The sequence below is a fragment of the Aeromonas rivuli genome, from assembly GCF_000820045.1.
Taxonomy (GTDB): Bacteria; Pseudomonadota; Gammaproteobacteria; order Enterobacterales; family Aeromonadaceae; genus Aeromonas; species Aeromonas rivuli.
On record NZ_CDBJ01000100.1, the window covers coordinates 227,246 to 241,307 of the forward strand.

Genomic DNA, 14,062 nt, shown 5'->3' on the forward strand with positions numbered 1-14,062 from the left:
CCTTGTTCATCATCCGGATGGGGTCTCAACGCTGGGACGGGCCATCATGCTTGGGGTTGAGCAGGAAGGGGCTCACCTCGTTGGGGGGCAGGGTTGGCGCTACCTGCTCCACCGCCTGCTTCTGATCCTGATTGAGCTTGATCATGGCCCTGTCCCGTCCCGCCTCGATAAGCTTGGGATCGTCGATGGGACCTGAGACCCGAAAATCGATGCGGGTGATGACGTCTACCACGGGCTCGAGCAGCTTGGAGAGCGCCAACACGTAGAGCCCTGTGATGGGGGTCAACGAGAAGGCCGCCACCACCGGCAATGTGCCCCCCAGGTTGGGGGAAAAACTCAGCTCATAATCGATGTGCCAACGGACCAGATCCAGCACCCCTTCGCCTCTGAGATTACCCGCGGCGCCCTTCATGTAGAAGTCATTGTTGTGCACTATGCCCTTGTCGATCTTGGCGGTGGCGGACATGGACTCAAAATAGAAGCCCTTGTCGAACACGTCGCGAAAATCGAGGCGCAGCTTGCGCAGGATCGAATCCAGACTGAGCAGAGAGAGCAACCGGGCGCCCTTGTCGTTCACCTCACGCAGGGTGCCGCCTTCCAGCTGGTACTCGGCCGTGCCGTTCAGGCTTGCCAGGTTGAGTCGATAAGGTACATCCTGCCAGCTGAGACTCGCCTTGGCCTTGGCGGGTGCATCGCCGATGGGGGAGGTGTAACCGAGCCGCTTGAGCAGCAGCTCGCTGTTTTTGCTGTTTATCTCCAGCCGGGCCTGGGTCTGCATGCCGCTGGCACTCGCTATCCAGTCGGCACTGCCGCTGAGCTGGCTGTTCGCCAGTCGCATGTCGAGCCCCTTGAGGCTTACCTTGCCGGGGGCTGGCACCAGCTCTCCCTTGACCGCTCCCAGGGGCAAGCTGCCAAAACGGCAATCCAGGCAGCTGAACCTGAGCCAGGGCATGGCGTCCATGATGGCCCTGTCTTGACTGGCATCGGCACCGGGTCGCAAGTCCTGGCTATTGCCGGACCAGTGAATACGGGCAAACTGGGCATCGACCGGCTGACTGTCCGCCAGGGGGAGTCGCACTACCCCCATCACATCGGGGCTGTCGATCATCACCTCGGTCGCCCCGGCGACGGGCCCGACCGTGAAGTGCACGGCCTTGAGCAGGGCACTGCCCAGACTCGCCTGTGCCAGCTGGCCATCCACCCACCAATCTGACGGCAAGAAGGCTGGCCCCACCAGGGCCGGGCTCTGGTCTCCGTGCTCCGGTAACCAGCGATTGAGCTTGGCAAGCCAGCCTGCCACATCGGCATTGGGCTGGTTGATGGCGATCAGCATGGGCTTGTCGCGCAGCGCCCTGCTACCGGCGCCGCCCACGTCCAGCCGCAAGCGGCTCAGATAGGGGCTGGCTTCGCCATAGACCAGGCTACTTTGCAGCGCGACATCTGTGCCCAGGGCGCCATGGATCTCGGCCACCCCGCTCTGCCCTCGTACCGTGACGTTAAGGGGTTGGCGCGCCCCAGCCGCCTTGTTGAGGGGGGCAGGCAACTCCAGGGCCATGCCCTGCAGATCCGAATCGAGTTCGAGCTGGAAGTTAAAGGGTTTACCCCCTGGCAGGTTCAGCGCCAGCTTGCCGCGCCAGTCGCTGCGTCCTCGCAAGATGGCCAGGTCGCCTATCTGCTTTGGCTGGCGGGCGCTGTCCCAATTCCCTTTGAAATCAAGGTCAACCTTATAGACCCCAGGCTGCTGCCTGCCGTGATAATCCAGAGTCAAGGGCTGGTCCCAGAGTCTGGCCTTGAGCCCCTTGAAGCGGGTCTGGGCATTGTCATACTCGAGGCGGCCCTGCACCTGTTCCAGAGGCAGGTTCAGGGAGGCAACCCGCACCTTGTTGCCATCGAAATCTGCGTGGCCCTCGGCCTTGACCTCCCCCTTGCCATCCAGGGGAATGTCGAGCTTGACCGTCCCCTTGAGCGGGCCGCGCACTTCCAGCTCGCCCAGGGCCTGACCGACCGAGTCCTTCAGGGGCGAGGCTTGCAGGTAGTCGCTGATGGCCTTGCCTTCCCCCGCCACCTTGGCGTCTATGTAGAGATGGGCACCGGGGTAGAGATCCGGGATCCAGGCATGGACATCGTCCGATCCCGCCTTGCCGAGCCGGGTAGCGTGGCTGCGCATATCCAGGCTGGCATTCTGAAACAGCAAGTCTATCTGCAAGTCGGTGAGAGGCTGCCAGCCGGGATCGAACTGGAAGCGCGCCCGCTCGAGGGGCACGGCCGCCTGGAAGATGCCCTCTCCCTTGGCATAAGGGAAGTCCTTGAACTCGCCATACCAGAGCAGGTCGGCCCCCTTGGCCTGACCGCCCTGAATGGCAGCGCTCAGGTAATCGACCAGGCTCTTGCCCATCACGGCAAGGGGGAAGTAGCCATCGGCGTGGGCCGCATTCTTGACGTCAACATGGCCGGTCAGGGCAAGGAAGGGATGTTCGAACAAATCGAGTCGAAAACGGCTGCTCAGGCTCAAGTCAGGGTTATCGAGGAGAATATCCTGACCGTAGAGCACCCAACCCTCCGGGTCGCGCCACCAGTCGAGGCGGGCCGAGAAGTCATCGATTGGGATGACGCGCTTGAAGTGACGGGCCGGATCCAGCTTGTCCTTGCTCATCCGCAGTCGGGCGCTGCCGCCGGTCGGAGTGAGCCAGAACTCGCCGTTCAGATCCTGCACACCGGGCACATCCTGCCACGCCTTGAGTTTGAGGTGAGCAAGATCCCCCCGCAGCGAGAGTCCCTGCCAATCTCCGGCGGCTTGCAAAAACAGCTCCTTGATCTCCCCCTCGGGCTGGGTCTGCTTGAGGGTCTCGGTCAACGCGGGGTAGAGGCCAGAGACCAGCTGGCTCAGGCTGGCCGCCTGCTTGAGATCCACGGCGGGCACATAACCCTGGATCCGGTCGCCGATGCGCTCGAGTTGCAACCTGCTGCGCAGCCAGGGTTTGCCGTCGAGCTTGAAGGTCATTTCGTGGCTGGCCAGTTGCCAGTCATCCCCGTCCCGACGCAGCTGCACTTTACCGCCCTGCAGACCCAGATGGTGCGTCTCGCCCTGTTTGGGATCTTTCCAGATGAGGTAGTTGTTACCAAACGCGAGCAGGGAGTCGCCAATCTGGCCACCGGCGAAGCTGCTCCAGAGCTGGAAGTCGAGCTGGCCGTCAACCTTGGGCTCACCGGTATGGATGCGGGCCAGCAGCGGGCCCAGATCGAGCTGCTTGGCGCCAAGGTAGAGCTGCCCCTCCAGCCTGTCGAAGCTGCGTGCCGGGTTGGTGACATCCAGGATCAGATCCAGGGTGCTATCCCCCACCCCGTTGACCAGATACGCCTTGCCCACCCCCTGGTGGCGCTTGCCGCTGTTGCGCCAGCGCAAGTTGGCCACATCCAGCGCCCGCACCGCGCCCAGGGCAGTGGTGATGCTGACGCGGGTGTTGTGCACATCGAAGGTGTCGAGCTGGGTCAGCAAGAAACGCAGCAGGGCCCGCTGCTGGTCATGGGGCTTCTCTTTCTGCTCCACGGCGGGCTGGCTCAGATCAAGGTGGATATCGCCATCGCTCAGTTGCAACTCGCCAAACACGGGCCTCAGCCGCTGCAGAGATTGCCAGAAATCGAGGTGAGCCCAGACTTTGCCGAGGCGAATGGCAAAACGCCCCGAATCCGGGGCTATGGTGAAGTTGGTCAGGGCCAAGGCGGGGCCGCTCTGGGTCCAGTCCAGGCCGACGGCGTCGACGCTGGCCTCCAGCTGGCTGCCCGCGAGCAGATGATCGAGCAGGGCCTGGCGATGCTGGTTGATCAGAGGGCCGCCAAGGCGCACCAGGCTGACCAGCAGCGCCAGCAGCACGAAGCAGACTCCGAGGGCCAGCCAGCCCCGACTCAACCAGCGGTGGATCACTACATCATCACCACATCAAACTGTTCCTGACCACATAGCGGCTCGCTGATGAGTCGCACCTGCTTGCCGATGAACACCTCCAGCTCGGCCAGGCTGTGGGACTCCTCCCCGCGCAGATAGTCCGCCACGGCAGGGGCCGAATAGACGGTGAACTGATCGGCATCGTAGGCACGGTTGACGCGGATGATCTCCCGCAGGATCTCGAAGCAGACCGACTCCACCGTCTTGACCCGGCCGCGCCCCTTGCACTCGGGGCACTCGGAGCAGAGCACATGCTCCAGGCTCTCCCGGGTGCGCTTGCGGGTCATCTCCACCAGGCCGAGCTGGGAGAAGCCGTTGACGTTGGTCTTGGCCCTGTCTTTGGCCAGGGCCAGCTCCAGGCTGTGCAGCACCCGGCGCCTGTGATCCTCGGACTGCATGTCGATGAAGTCGATGATGATGATGCCGCCGAGGTTGCGCAGCCGCAGATGACGGGCGATGGCGGCGGTGGCCTCGACGTTGGTGTTGAAGATGGTCTCTTCCAGATTGCGGTGGCCGACGAAGGCGCCGGTGTTGATGTCCACCGTGGTCATGGCTTCGGTCTGGTCGATGATGAGGTAGCCGCCGGATTTCAGCTCCACCTTGCGCTCCAGGGCGCGCTGGATCTCGTTCTCCACGTCATAGAGATCGAAGATGGGCGACTCCCCCGCATAGGACTCCAGCTTGCTGGCAAGCTCGGGCACATACTCCTCGGTGAAGCGTTTGAGCGCCTCGAAGCTCTGCCTGGAATCGACCCGGATCTTGTCGAGCTCGGCACCGACGAAGTCACGCACCACCCGAAAGGCGAGGCTGGGATCTTCATAGAGGATCTTGCAGGGGGGGTACTTGTGTTTGCGCTCCAGGATCTTGCGCCACAGCCGTTTCAGGAAGGCGGCATCCTGCTCGAGTTCCTGCTCCCCCACCCCTTCGGCGGCGGTGCGGATGATGTAGCCGCCCAGATCGTCCACATAGCCGGCCACGGTGCGCTTGAGGCGCTCACGTTCGGCCTCGGATTCGATCCGCTGGGAGACACCGACGTGGGCGCTGCCCGGCATAAACACCAGATAACGGGACGGCAGGGTGATGTCGGTGGTGAGACGGGCGCCCTTGGTGCCCAGGGGATCTTTGACCACCTGCACCATGATGTCCTGCCCCTGACGGACCAGCTCGGCGATGTTGCCCGCCTGGAACTGCTCCTTCTCCTTGACCGCCACGCACTCGGTGTGGGGCACTATGTCGGAGGCGTGCAGGAAGGCGGCCTTGTCCATGCCGATGTCGACGAAGGCCGCCTGCATGCCAGGCAGCACCCGGCTGATCTTGCCCTTGTAGATGTTGCCCACTATGCCACGCTTGGCTTGGCGCTCTACGTGCACTTCTTGCAGCAAGCCATTCTCGACCAAGGCGACCCGGGTCTCTGAGGGAGTGACGTTTACCAGCAGTTCTACCGACATAAGTTACCTTGTCTGTTCTAGTTTTGAATTCTGGGCAGCCCATCCGGAACAGGGGCGGAGGTAACAGGGTAAACGCGGAGAGAGACTCAGCCCGCCTGTTCCAGATGTGCCTTGATCAACAGATCCGTCTCCAGCAAGGGCAGGCCGACCACGGCGCTGTAACTGCCCTCGATGCGGCTGACAAACTTGCCAGCTATCCCTTGGATACCATAAGCCCCGGCCTTGTCACAGGGCTCACCGGTGCGCCAATAGGCCTCAATCTCGCTCTCATCCAGCTTGCGAAAGGCCACATTGGTGGTCACCAGTCGCACGTCACAACGCTCTTTCGTCGCCAGGGCCACCGCCGTCATCACCTGATGCACCCGACCGGAGAGTGCCTCCAGCATGTCTTTGGCATCGAGCAGGTCGGAGGGCTTCTCCAGCACCCGATCCCCCAGCACCACTATGGTGTCGGCACCCAGCACCGGCAATGCGGTCGGGGCCGCTGCCACACCGGCCATCGCCTTGTCACGGGCGAGGCGGCAGACGTAATCCTGGGGCTTCTCCCCCTCGAGACGCTGTTCCGGCACATCCAGCCTGAGTACCTCAAAGCGGTAAGCGAGTTGGGTCAGCAGTTCCCTGCGACGGGGAGAGCCAGAGGCGAGATAGAGTTGCAGTTCGTTATGTTTGCTCATAATCACTTGATATTAAAGCGGCGGCGCACTTTACGCAGCACCAGAAACACCCAAGGCCATATTAACATCGTGGAGAGGGTGGACCAGAAATAGGCCAGATTGAGGCTGGCACGACCAAACAGATGCTCGGACCAGAAGATGGCGACCTTACCCACCAGGGAGAGCAGACCTATGATGAGGGCTTGCTGCCAGAGGGAGAAGTTGCGGATCTTCTGGAACTGGAAGGCAGCCAGATAGGTGGTGATGGCCATGGCCATGGCCCGCACCCCGAGCGTGCTGCCCAGCAGCACGTCCAGCAGCAGGCCAGCCACCCAGGCGGTGCCGACATTGGCCCTGTGGGGCAAGGCCAGCGCCCAGTAAATGAGTACCATGGCGAGCCAGTCCGGCCGGAAGGGCTCGAACTGAAAAGGGAGCGGCATGATGGAGAGGCTCAGGGCCAACATGACCGAGACCCAGATCCAGAGTCGCCCGCTAGCGGGTTCCAGCATCAGCGGGTCGCCCCCGCGGCCGAGGTCGCGGGCGCAGCGGCCTCTTCGTCGTGGACTTCGGGCTTCTTGTCAGTCCAGAGCAGCAAGAGGTAACGCAATCTGTCCAGCGCCACCAGGGGCTTGGCCTCTATCTGGGCGAAGGGCTTGCCCTCCACATAGTCAGAGCGGGTCACGGTCGCCACCGGATAACCTTCCGGGAAGCGGCCACCCAGGCCCGAGGTGACCAGCAGATCGCCGACCTGGACGTCGGTGTTGCGCGGCAGGTTGCGCAGCTCCAGCTTGTCCAGCTCGCCGCTGCCGGAAGCGATGGCGCGCAGATCATTGCGCAGCACCCGTACCGGAATGCCGTGGCTGGTATCGGTGATGAGCAGCACCCGACTGGTGGTCGAGCCCACGTGCAGCACCTGACCTATCACCCCCTGATCGTTGATCACCGGCTGGCCGTTATAGACGCCATCCAGTGCCCCCTTGTTGATCAGCACCTGATGGCTGAAGGGGTCTGAATCCACCGACAGCAGCTCGGCCACCATCTTGCGGGACTCGTTATGCACGGGAGAGCCAAGCAATTCCCGCAGCCGCTGATTCTCATGCTCCAGATGATCCAGCTTGAGCAGACGGGAACGCAGGGTGAACAACTGCTGTTCTTGCTGCTTGGTCTGTTCGATGAGACTGGATCGGGTCTGCACCTGGGTCGACATGGTGTCGAGCAGGGAGCTGGGGGCATTGGCGATATATTGCAGCGGGCTGACGAGGGAGCTCAGATAGACGCGGACGTGCGTGAACACACCGAAGCGGGAATCCGCAACGATGGCAGCAACCGAGATGATGACGGCGAGAAACAACCGTAACTGAAGCGAAGGGCCTCTACCAAAAATGGGTTTCATGTGTCGTCAAAAAAGAGCCGGCGCTCGGCCGGCTTTGGGTCTTATTCGTAGTGGAACAGGTCGCCACCGTGCATGTCGATCAGCTCCAGCGCCTTGCCGCCGCCACGGGCGACACAGGTGAGGGGATCTTCAGCCACGACGACCGGGATGCCAGTCTCTTCCATCAGCAGACGGTCGATGTCCTTAAGCAGTGCGCCACCACCGGTCAGCACCATGCCGCGCTCGGAGATGTCGGACGCCAGTTCCGGCGGGGACTGCTCCAGGGCCACCATGACGGCGGAGACGATACCGGACAGCGGCTCTTGCAGCGCTTCCAGGATCTCGTTGGAGTTCAGGGTGAAGCTGCGCGGTACCCCTTCGGCCAGATTGCGACCGCGGACTTCGATCTCGCGCACCTCTTCGCCCGGGTAGGCGGAGCCTATCTCGTGCTTGATGCGCTCGGCGGTGGCTTCACCGATCAGGCTGCCGTAGTTGCGGCGCACGTAGCTGATGATGGCTTCGTCGAACTTGTCGCCACCGATCCGCACGGACTGGGAGTAGACCACGCCGTTCAGGGAGATGATGGCCACTTCTGTGGTACCACCACCGATATCGACCACCATGGAGCCGGTCGCTTCGGAGACCGGCAAGCCGGCACCGATGGCGGCAGCCATGGGTTCATCGATCAGGTAAACCTCACGGGCGCCGGCGCCCAGTGCGGATTCCTTGATGGCGCGACGCTCTACCTGAGTGGAGCCGCAGGGTACGCACACCAGCACACGGGGGCTGGGGCGGAAATAGTTGTTGTCATGCACTTGTTTGATGAAGTGCTGCAACATCTTCTCGGTCACGTAGAAGTCGGCGATGACGCCATCTTTCATCGGACGGATGGCGGAGATGTTGCCTGGGGTACGGCCCAGCATCTGCTTGGCGGCATGACCGACGGCAGCGACCGATTTGGCGTTCCCGCGCTCTTGGCGAATGGCGACAACTGAGGGTTCGTTAAGGACGATCCCTTGATCTTTTACGTAGATCAGGGTGTTGGCAGTTCCCAAGTCGATCGACAGATCGTTGGAAAAGACGCCTCTGAGCTTTTTGAACATGGCTACGGGAAATCCTAAGAATTTGGAGGTGCGGAAAACCGGCTAACTTTACCAATGCCCACCCCAATCGGCAAGCGCTCAAACTGTCACCAATCAATCAAGCGCGACAAAAATGCGAGTCATCACTCACTGGCCCAAGCCGACAAACACTAAGAAACAAGGAGATAAGCCGCACACTCATGCCAAACAGCCCCGATCCTCGCCCGCATATCCATTTCAGGGCATCACTTCCCGGCGATAAATAATTCTGTCATTACCGCGACCAATCCCGAAAATCGCCATGCCATCCAGACTGTCAGGGTCGGAAAGCCAGAGCGGCCGCCGTCCTGGTTGAAGTTCTGACTCGGGCTGCTGGCTCAGATCGATACGGAAAGGAATGCGCACCGCTCTCTCCGGGGCGGCAAACTGGAAACCTATCTCACCCTCGTGGGCCATCGCCGTCATGGCTCCCGGCGCCGTTTCGCCAAGTCCGAGCCGGATCTTGACGTTGGACCCCAGGTCAAGATCCCCGCTCCCTGCATCGAAGTGCTGACTACTATCGGTAAACACGACCCCTTCATCCAGCAGAGAGAGCCGAGTGCATTGGTCAGCCCACTGCCTGTGCCAGTTACCCGCTTCATGATATTGCAGCTCCAGCAGCACCGTCAGCGGCGCCGAAGCGACCCCCTGCACCGTACCGGCCTGTATCCGGCCGAAATAGGCCTCCATGGGCCGGTTATCTATCAGCCGGGCATTGCAGCCCGACCCGCTGCAGGGCCCCACCTGCTGGGCATTGAAATCCGGGGCCGCGATCAGGGTCCTTTCGCCATCGCCGTCCTGCATATAGAGACCAAACAGCAGCGCGCGGTAGGGGCCATCGGGCTGGGTATCGGACAGCCTCACAAACTCGGTCGGCCCGATGAAGTCGGCCTTCCCCGCCTCCCAGAGCAGTGGCCCCAGGCTGCGCAGCCGGGCAGAGAGCGAGACCCCATCGCTGTTGTTGGCCGTGGTCAGATAGGCATTCCCCTTGGCGAAGTCCCCCCAATAGTTTTGCGTCACGGCGCCCGCCTGATTGCGGGCCTGAATGTGCAACTCGGTATTGAAGGGTTGCCCCATATAGGAGAAATCACCGCAGGCAGGCAGGATGTCGCCGCTGACCAGATTGAAATCCACCGGAATAAAGCGCCCCACCGGCACGCTGCTGGCGGCGGGTATGGTGTAGCCGAAATAGCCCGTTGATGCAGACGTTGCCACTGGCGGCGTCGCCACCATGCTGAATACCCCGACCTCGTTGACCGACTGACTGATGACGTTGAGGTTATTGCTGCCCTTCACATTGGAGTGGTCATAGCGGGGTGTGCCGACCGCCGCCTCCACCCCGGGTTTGGGGGCCATCAGCGTGCTGCCGAGGGCAATATTGGCCAGCGCGAAGTTGGGGGTCGCCAGATTGTCGCGGCACAAGTCTTGGTCATCATCGGACTGCCAGGCCACCCCTTTGATATCCAGCTGGAACACCTCGCCGGTCTTCTTGAACACCGGGCAACTGGCGTAATCAGCATTGGTCTCATTGGCACTGGGGACGCATTCCCCTTGTGGAGCCTTGATGCAGAGCCCCACCGGACGGCTGACAAAGAGATCTGACCCTGTCATCAGCAGCCCCGCCGTATCGCCACTGCCATCGTGGCGGGCATTGAGTTGCATCTTGCCTGCATCCGGATAGTTGACCGTCAGAGTCGTCTCCCCTTGGGCATTGAAGGTCAGCGTCTGCGGGCTAGCCTGTCCGGCCGTCTGACTCGTGGCGATGGCGCTACCGTTGACCATGACCTTGCTGCCAAAGGTGTTGCTCATCGGAGTGACGTAGCCACTCCAGAAGCTGACCGGCTTGCTCACATTGGCAAAACCGGGCACACACTGCTGGCTCGCATTGTCCTTCTTGACCGCCTTCATCACCACATCCTGCGGCTTGTTGGCCAGGGTGTCCTGCACATCGAACACAAAACCACTGTCGGCAAAATTGAGGGTGCAAGCGGCGGTACTGAGCGCCCCTGCCCCTGCCCGGCACAAAGTAGTGCCGGGGGAACCGGTGGCCGGTGTAGAACCACTGACGCCAACCGTCACGGCCCCCACCGTATTGCTCCTCAGTTGCAAGGTGGTGGAGCCATTGCTGAAGCTCACCTGATTACCGCCAATCCAGCTCGCGGTGGTGGTGGCAGGGAGCAAGGTCGCACTGACCGGATCCGTGAACAGCTGGCTGCAGCTGGCATTGGCACAGGCCCGGATGGTCAGGGTCTCCGGGTTGCAGGTCAGGGCATTGCCGCTGTGGTCAAATTCGAAGTGATCGATCAGGGCATTGACCGGCGGTGACGGCTTGTCGTTGATCGCCGTGGAGCCTGTCATGAACAGGGAACGGCTGGTTGTTCTGCCGTTGATGACGCTGGAGCCATTCATGCTCAGAGACTTATCCGAATACACCAGTCCATTGATAAGACTATTCCCATTCAAATTGATATCGGCATAGCCAAACAGCAGCACTGACCCCAGGTTGTCCGGATTGAGGCGTCCATCGTTCAACGCGGCTTGCCCATTTACAAAAATACGCACGGCGCCCTGTGTTTCAATCACCCCTCCCTGGTTGATAGTCAAGCTGCCAATCCAGTAATCCCCGGCAGGCAGAATGACCTTGGCCCCTCCTCCTATGGCGAGGCTCTCAATCCGATATTCATTACGGGCAGAGGAGAATGTCAGGGTACAGGCGCTGTAGAGACTGATCGCACCGAACTGATATTGGCTGGTACTGCCCATGGTCAACTGTTGCCCCGCGTTACAGTACCCCAAGCTACCATCGCCGCCGGAACTGCTCAGGAAGCTGTTATCACCCGACGTAGACAATCCACGTATCGTGCTACCTGTTATCGTGCAGAGCCGGCGAGAACCATTGGCGTTGTCACAACCATCCAATGGCATGCCGGAACCCTGGTTCGAGTCGCAGAAATTCAAGGCAGCACCTGCAGTGCCCGTGATTTTCGCCTGGTTGTTCTGGGTCAGCTTGGCAGCATCCTGGCCAGTACAGACCGCGTTGTTATTACCGCGGTGGCCCTGAACCACAGCCGGGAAATAGGTGTCAGTGTCGAAGGTTCCAAACCCATAAACCATGCCAGACAGCATTGTTAAGACCAGCCACCAGAGTCTCACGGCATCACTCCATCAAAGGCTTGTGCCACCAGGGTGCGGCTGACGGCAAAATCCGGATTGGGACTGTTCACATCGCTATGGCCACAGGCACCCGTGCTCTGGAAGCTGTAACCGGTCTGGGTGCCCCCTGCCGCACTGACCACCACCGGCTTGCAGGTCAGTACCACGTTGCAATCCACCAGCCCCGGGACTGCAAAGGGGATAGCTGTCAGGGCGGCGCACTGTTGCGCGTCCCAATGATCATTGGGGTAGAGGCGGTAGAGGCCTATCTCCAGGCCGCTCTGCGCTGCCATCAAGGCCCTGACACTGCGCACCTCAAGGGTGTTTTTCTCGCTGCTGTCGAGCAAGAAACGGCCCATGGCCGCGGCAAGCAGCCCCATGATGACGATGACAAACAGGGCTATCATGATGGCGCTGCCGCGCTGGGCCGCCATGGCAAGGGGCGGCGGCTTAGGGAACATTGAGCAGCTCCAGCTTGTGGTTGAAGATGACCCGCTCGCCGCTGCGCTCGAACCCCAGTCGCAGCCCCACCTCGCTCTGATTGAAGGCGGCGGGCTCCCGATAGAAGTAATAGGCCGCCGGGCGGATATGCTCGGCCATCAGGGCGGGAGTGTTCGTGCTGATATGGGTGCCTATCGCGCCGCTGGCCCGGGTCAGGGTAGTGCCTGCCACGCAGTAGCGCACCTGTTGCCTGGCAAAATAGATGCGCTTGCCCGGGGAGTCCTTGGCAAAGCCATCATCGACGGTCAACGACAGGGCCCCCGAGACGGATGTCCCCACCGAGGTCACGCTGGCGACACAATTGCCATGGAGACAGCCCTCGTCCAGAGGGATATTCGGGTCGGCAAGGGGATAGACAATGGCGCTGTCAATATCCTGCTCGGGCAGGACGCTCGGAGTGACTATGCTCACCCCGCCACTCCCGCTGAGACTCAGATAACGACTGGCCGTCACGATGGGCCAGAAGCGCAGGCAACTGCCTTGCTGCCCCGAGATGCCCGCTTCATCTTCCACCCGCACCGAACCTGGCACCGCATCGCGCACTTCGCGATTGAGCCGCTCCAGGGCGAAGCGGGCATCGCTCATCAGCTGCTCACGGCGGCTGGCGTCCCCATAGATCTCGGTGCCTATGCCAATAAACTGGCTGGAGAAGGTCGCCATGATGCCGAGCAGCAATATCACCATCACCAGCTCGACCAGGGTGAAGCCCCCCCCCCGCCCAGGCTGGGCGCAGGTTCGATTAGCGGAGCCTAATCGGACGCGGTCACAGGTTGTGGTAACAGATGCGTCATCGGACGCGGCATAACGGGAATGCGGCTTCTCCATCAGTAATTACCCCGGTAGAGCGCAAACTCGACTTCGCTGCTGTCCGGCAGCCGCACCGTCAACTCGATGCGCTTGCCGATGGACGCGGCGCCCTTGCCTGCACTGGCAAGCAGGTCATCCGCCGTGACCCGGATCCTCAGTTGATAGTTGCGATACTCCTCATCGCTGATACCGGCCGCCTGCTGGGTAAACAGGTTAGCGGCCACCCACTGACCCGCCGTATCGAAGTCATCCACATCGTTGAAGGTATAAGGGGCGCTCTCCCCCGCATCCTTGCCATAACTGGCAGCTGGGGTGCAGGCGGCATAGGGCACGGGCGGGGTACCGGCCGTCTCGCCGCAGCGGAAACGGCCGCCGTTATGATCAGAATGCTCATCGAAGGATTTTTGCAGCACCTCATTCAAGACCCGCTGGGCCAGCTGGGCGGCACGCACCTGCTGCACCGGGTCGACGGCTTGGGGTGCCTGATTGACCAGCAAGCCCAGAATGCCGGTCAACGCGACAGAGAGCAGCACTATGCCGACGACCAGCTCTATCAGGGTAAAACCACGGGAAGGGTTAAGGGAGGGCATGAATATAACCCTCGGCCTCGATGCGCAGCCGGACAGACTCCCTGCCCTCAGTCACCGTCAGATCGCAACCGGCGCTGCAGGCCCCCAGGGGGCGGCCACTGCGTTTATCGAAACTGAGGGATGTCTGGGGAGAGAGGACAATAGTGCCAGAAGCCTGCACCGGGCGGCCCCGAGTCAGTTCGTTCGCACTCCAGTCAGCGATGGGGTGGGCACTGCAGGTGCCCGCCTGGGTGAGGTGAGCGAAGCGGTTTGCCTCCAGCACCAGCTGGCTGCAACGCTCCTCACCTTCGTTCATGTTCAGGGTCTGTACCAGCCGCAGCCGGGTGACCAGTTCGTCGCGCAGGGTATGGATTTCAAAGCCGCCTTTGCCCAGCCATTTAGGCATGGCAAAGGCGGCCAGAATCCCGAGTAGCAGGATCACGATGACCAATTCAATCAGGGTAAAGCCTCTAGTCGAAGCCATTGTCACTCTCG

Annotated in this window: 10 protein-coding genes and 1 pseudogene; all 11 read right to left on the reverse strand. The window is 61.5% G+C overall.

The features are described 5' to 3' along the window. Window positions 1–25 precede the first annotated feature (25 nt). A complete protein-coding gene (locus tag BN1130_RS20810; protein ID WP_042044343.1) occupies window positions 26–3,922 on the reverse strand; it encodes a YhdP family protein in 3,897 nt (1,298 codons plus the stop codon). After that, entirely contained in the window at window positions 3,922–5,391 is a 1,470-nt protein-coding gene (gene rng, locus BN1130_RS20815; protein ID WP_042044344.1) for a ribonuclease G, read from the reverse strand. The genes BN1130_RS20810 and rng overlap by 1 nt, the downstream gene beginning before the upstream one ends. 86 nt (window positions 5,392–5,477) lie before the next feature. After that, window positions 5,478–6,065, reverse strand: a complete 588-nt coding sequence (locus BN1130_RS20820; protein WP_042044345.1) for a Maf family protein — start codon at window positions 6,063–6,065, stop codon at window positions 5,478–5,480. A gap of 2 nt (window positions 6,066–6,067) precedes the next feature. Further along, entirely contained in the window at window positions 6,068–6,553 is a 486-nt protein-coding gene (gene mreD / locus BN1130_RS20825) for a rod shape-determining protein MreD (protein ID WP_042044346.1), read from the reverse strand. Then, the gene (gene mreC, locus BN1130_RS20830; protein WP_042044347.1) at window positions 6,553–7,437 is read right to left on the reverse strand and encodes a rod shape-determining protein MreC; all 885 of its coding nucleotides are present in this window, start codon (window positions 7,435–7,437) and stop codon (window positions 6,553–6,555) included. Before mreC ends, mreD begins: the two co-directional genes overlap by 1 nt. Before the next feature lie 41 nt (window positions 7,438–7,478). Beyond that, window positions 7,479–8,519, reverse strand: coding sequence for a rod shape-determining protein (locus BN1130_RS20835; protein ID WP_005308111.1), 1,041 nt, complete (start codon window positions 8,517–8,519; stop codon window positions 7,479–7,481). Between the two features lie 216 nt (window positions 8,520–8,735). Beyond that, window positions 8,736–10,862, reverse strand: a pseudogene (locus tag BN1130_RS20840) (DUF6701 domain-containing protein); the annotation flags it as partial. An 824-nt stretch (window positions 10,863–11,686) separates the two neighbouring features. Then, window positions 11,687–12,097 carry an MSHA biogenesis protein MshP gene (locus BN1130_RS20845; protein ID WP_157014142.1) on the reverse strand — a complete coding sequence of 137 codons (411 nt, stop codon included), beginning with the start codon at window positions 12,095–12,097 and terminating at the stop codon, window positions 11,687–11,689. 43 nt (window positions 12,098–12,140) lie between these two features. Then, window positions 12,141–13,016, reverse strand: coding sequence for a PulJ/GspJ family protein (locus BN1130_RS20850; RefSeq protein WP_157014127.1), 876 nt, complete (start codon window positions 13,014–13,016; stop codon window positions 12,141–12,143). Next, the gene (locus tag BN1130_RS20855) at window positions 13,016–13,588 is read right to left on the reverse strand and encodes a type II secretion system protein (protein WP_042044351.1); all 573 of its coding nucleotides are present in this window, start codon (window positions 13,586–13,588) and stop codon (window positions 13,016–13,018) included. The genes BN1130_RS20850 and BN1130_RS20855 overlap by 1 nt, the downstream gene beginning before the upstream one ends. Further along, entirely contained in the window at window positions 13,575–14,051 is a 477-nt protein-coding gene (locus BN1130_RS20860; RefSeq protein ID WP_042044352.1) for a prepilin-type N-terminal cleavage/methylation domain-containing protein, read from the reverse strand. Before BN1130_RS20860 ends, BN1130_RS20855 begins: the two co-directional genes overlap by 14 nt. Window positions 14,052–14,062 lie beyond the last annotated feature (11 nt).

Bases quoted from the DNA above. Each gene is read 5' to 3' on its own strand.
- rng (WP_042044344.1), bottom strand. From the start codon at position 5,391: ATGTCGGTAGAACTGCTGGTAAACGTCACTCCCTCAGAGACCCGGGTC.
- BN1130_RS20820 (WP_042044345.1), bottom strand. From the start codon at position 6,065: ATGAGCAAACATAACGAACTGCAACTCTATCTCGCCTCTGGCTCTCCC.
- mreD (WP_042044346.1), bottom strand. From the start codon at position 6,553: ATGCTGGAACCCGCTAGCGGGCGACTCTGGATCTGGGTCTCGGTCATG.
- mreC (WP_042044347.1), bottom strand. From the start codon at position 7,437: ATGAAACCCATTTTTGGTAGAGGCCCTTCGCTTCAGTTACGGTTGTTT.
- BN1130_RS20835 (WP_005308111.1), bottom strand. From the start codon at position 8,519: ATGTTCAAAAAGCTCAGAGGCGTCTTTTCCAACGATCTGTCGATCGAC.
- BN1130_RS20845 (WP_157014142.1), bottom strand. From the start codon at position 12,097: ATGATAGCCCTGTTTGTCATCGTCATCATGGGGCTGCTTGCCGCGGCC.
- BN1130_RS20850 (WP_157014127.1), bottom strand. From the start codon at position 13,016: ATGGAGAAGCCGCATTCCCGTTATGCCGCGTCCGATGACGCATCTGTT.
- BN1130_RS20855 (WP_042044351.1), bottom strand. From the start codon at position 13,588: ATGCCCTCCCTTAACCCTTCCCGTGGTTTTACCCTGATAGAGCTGGTC.
- BN1130_RS20860 (WP_042044352.1), bottom strand. From the start codon at position 14,051: ATGGCTTCGACTAGAGGCTTTACCCTGATTGAATTGGTCATCGTGATC.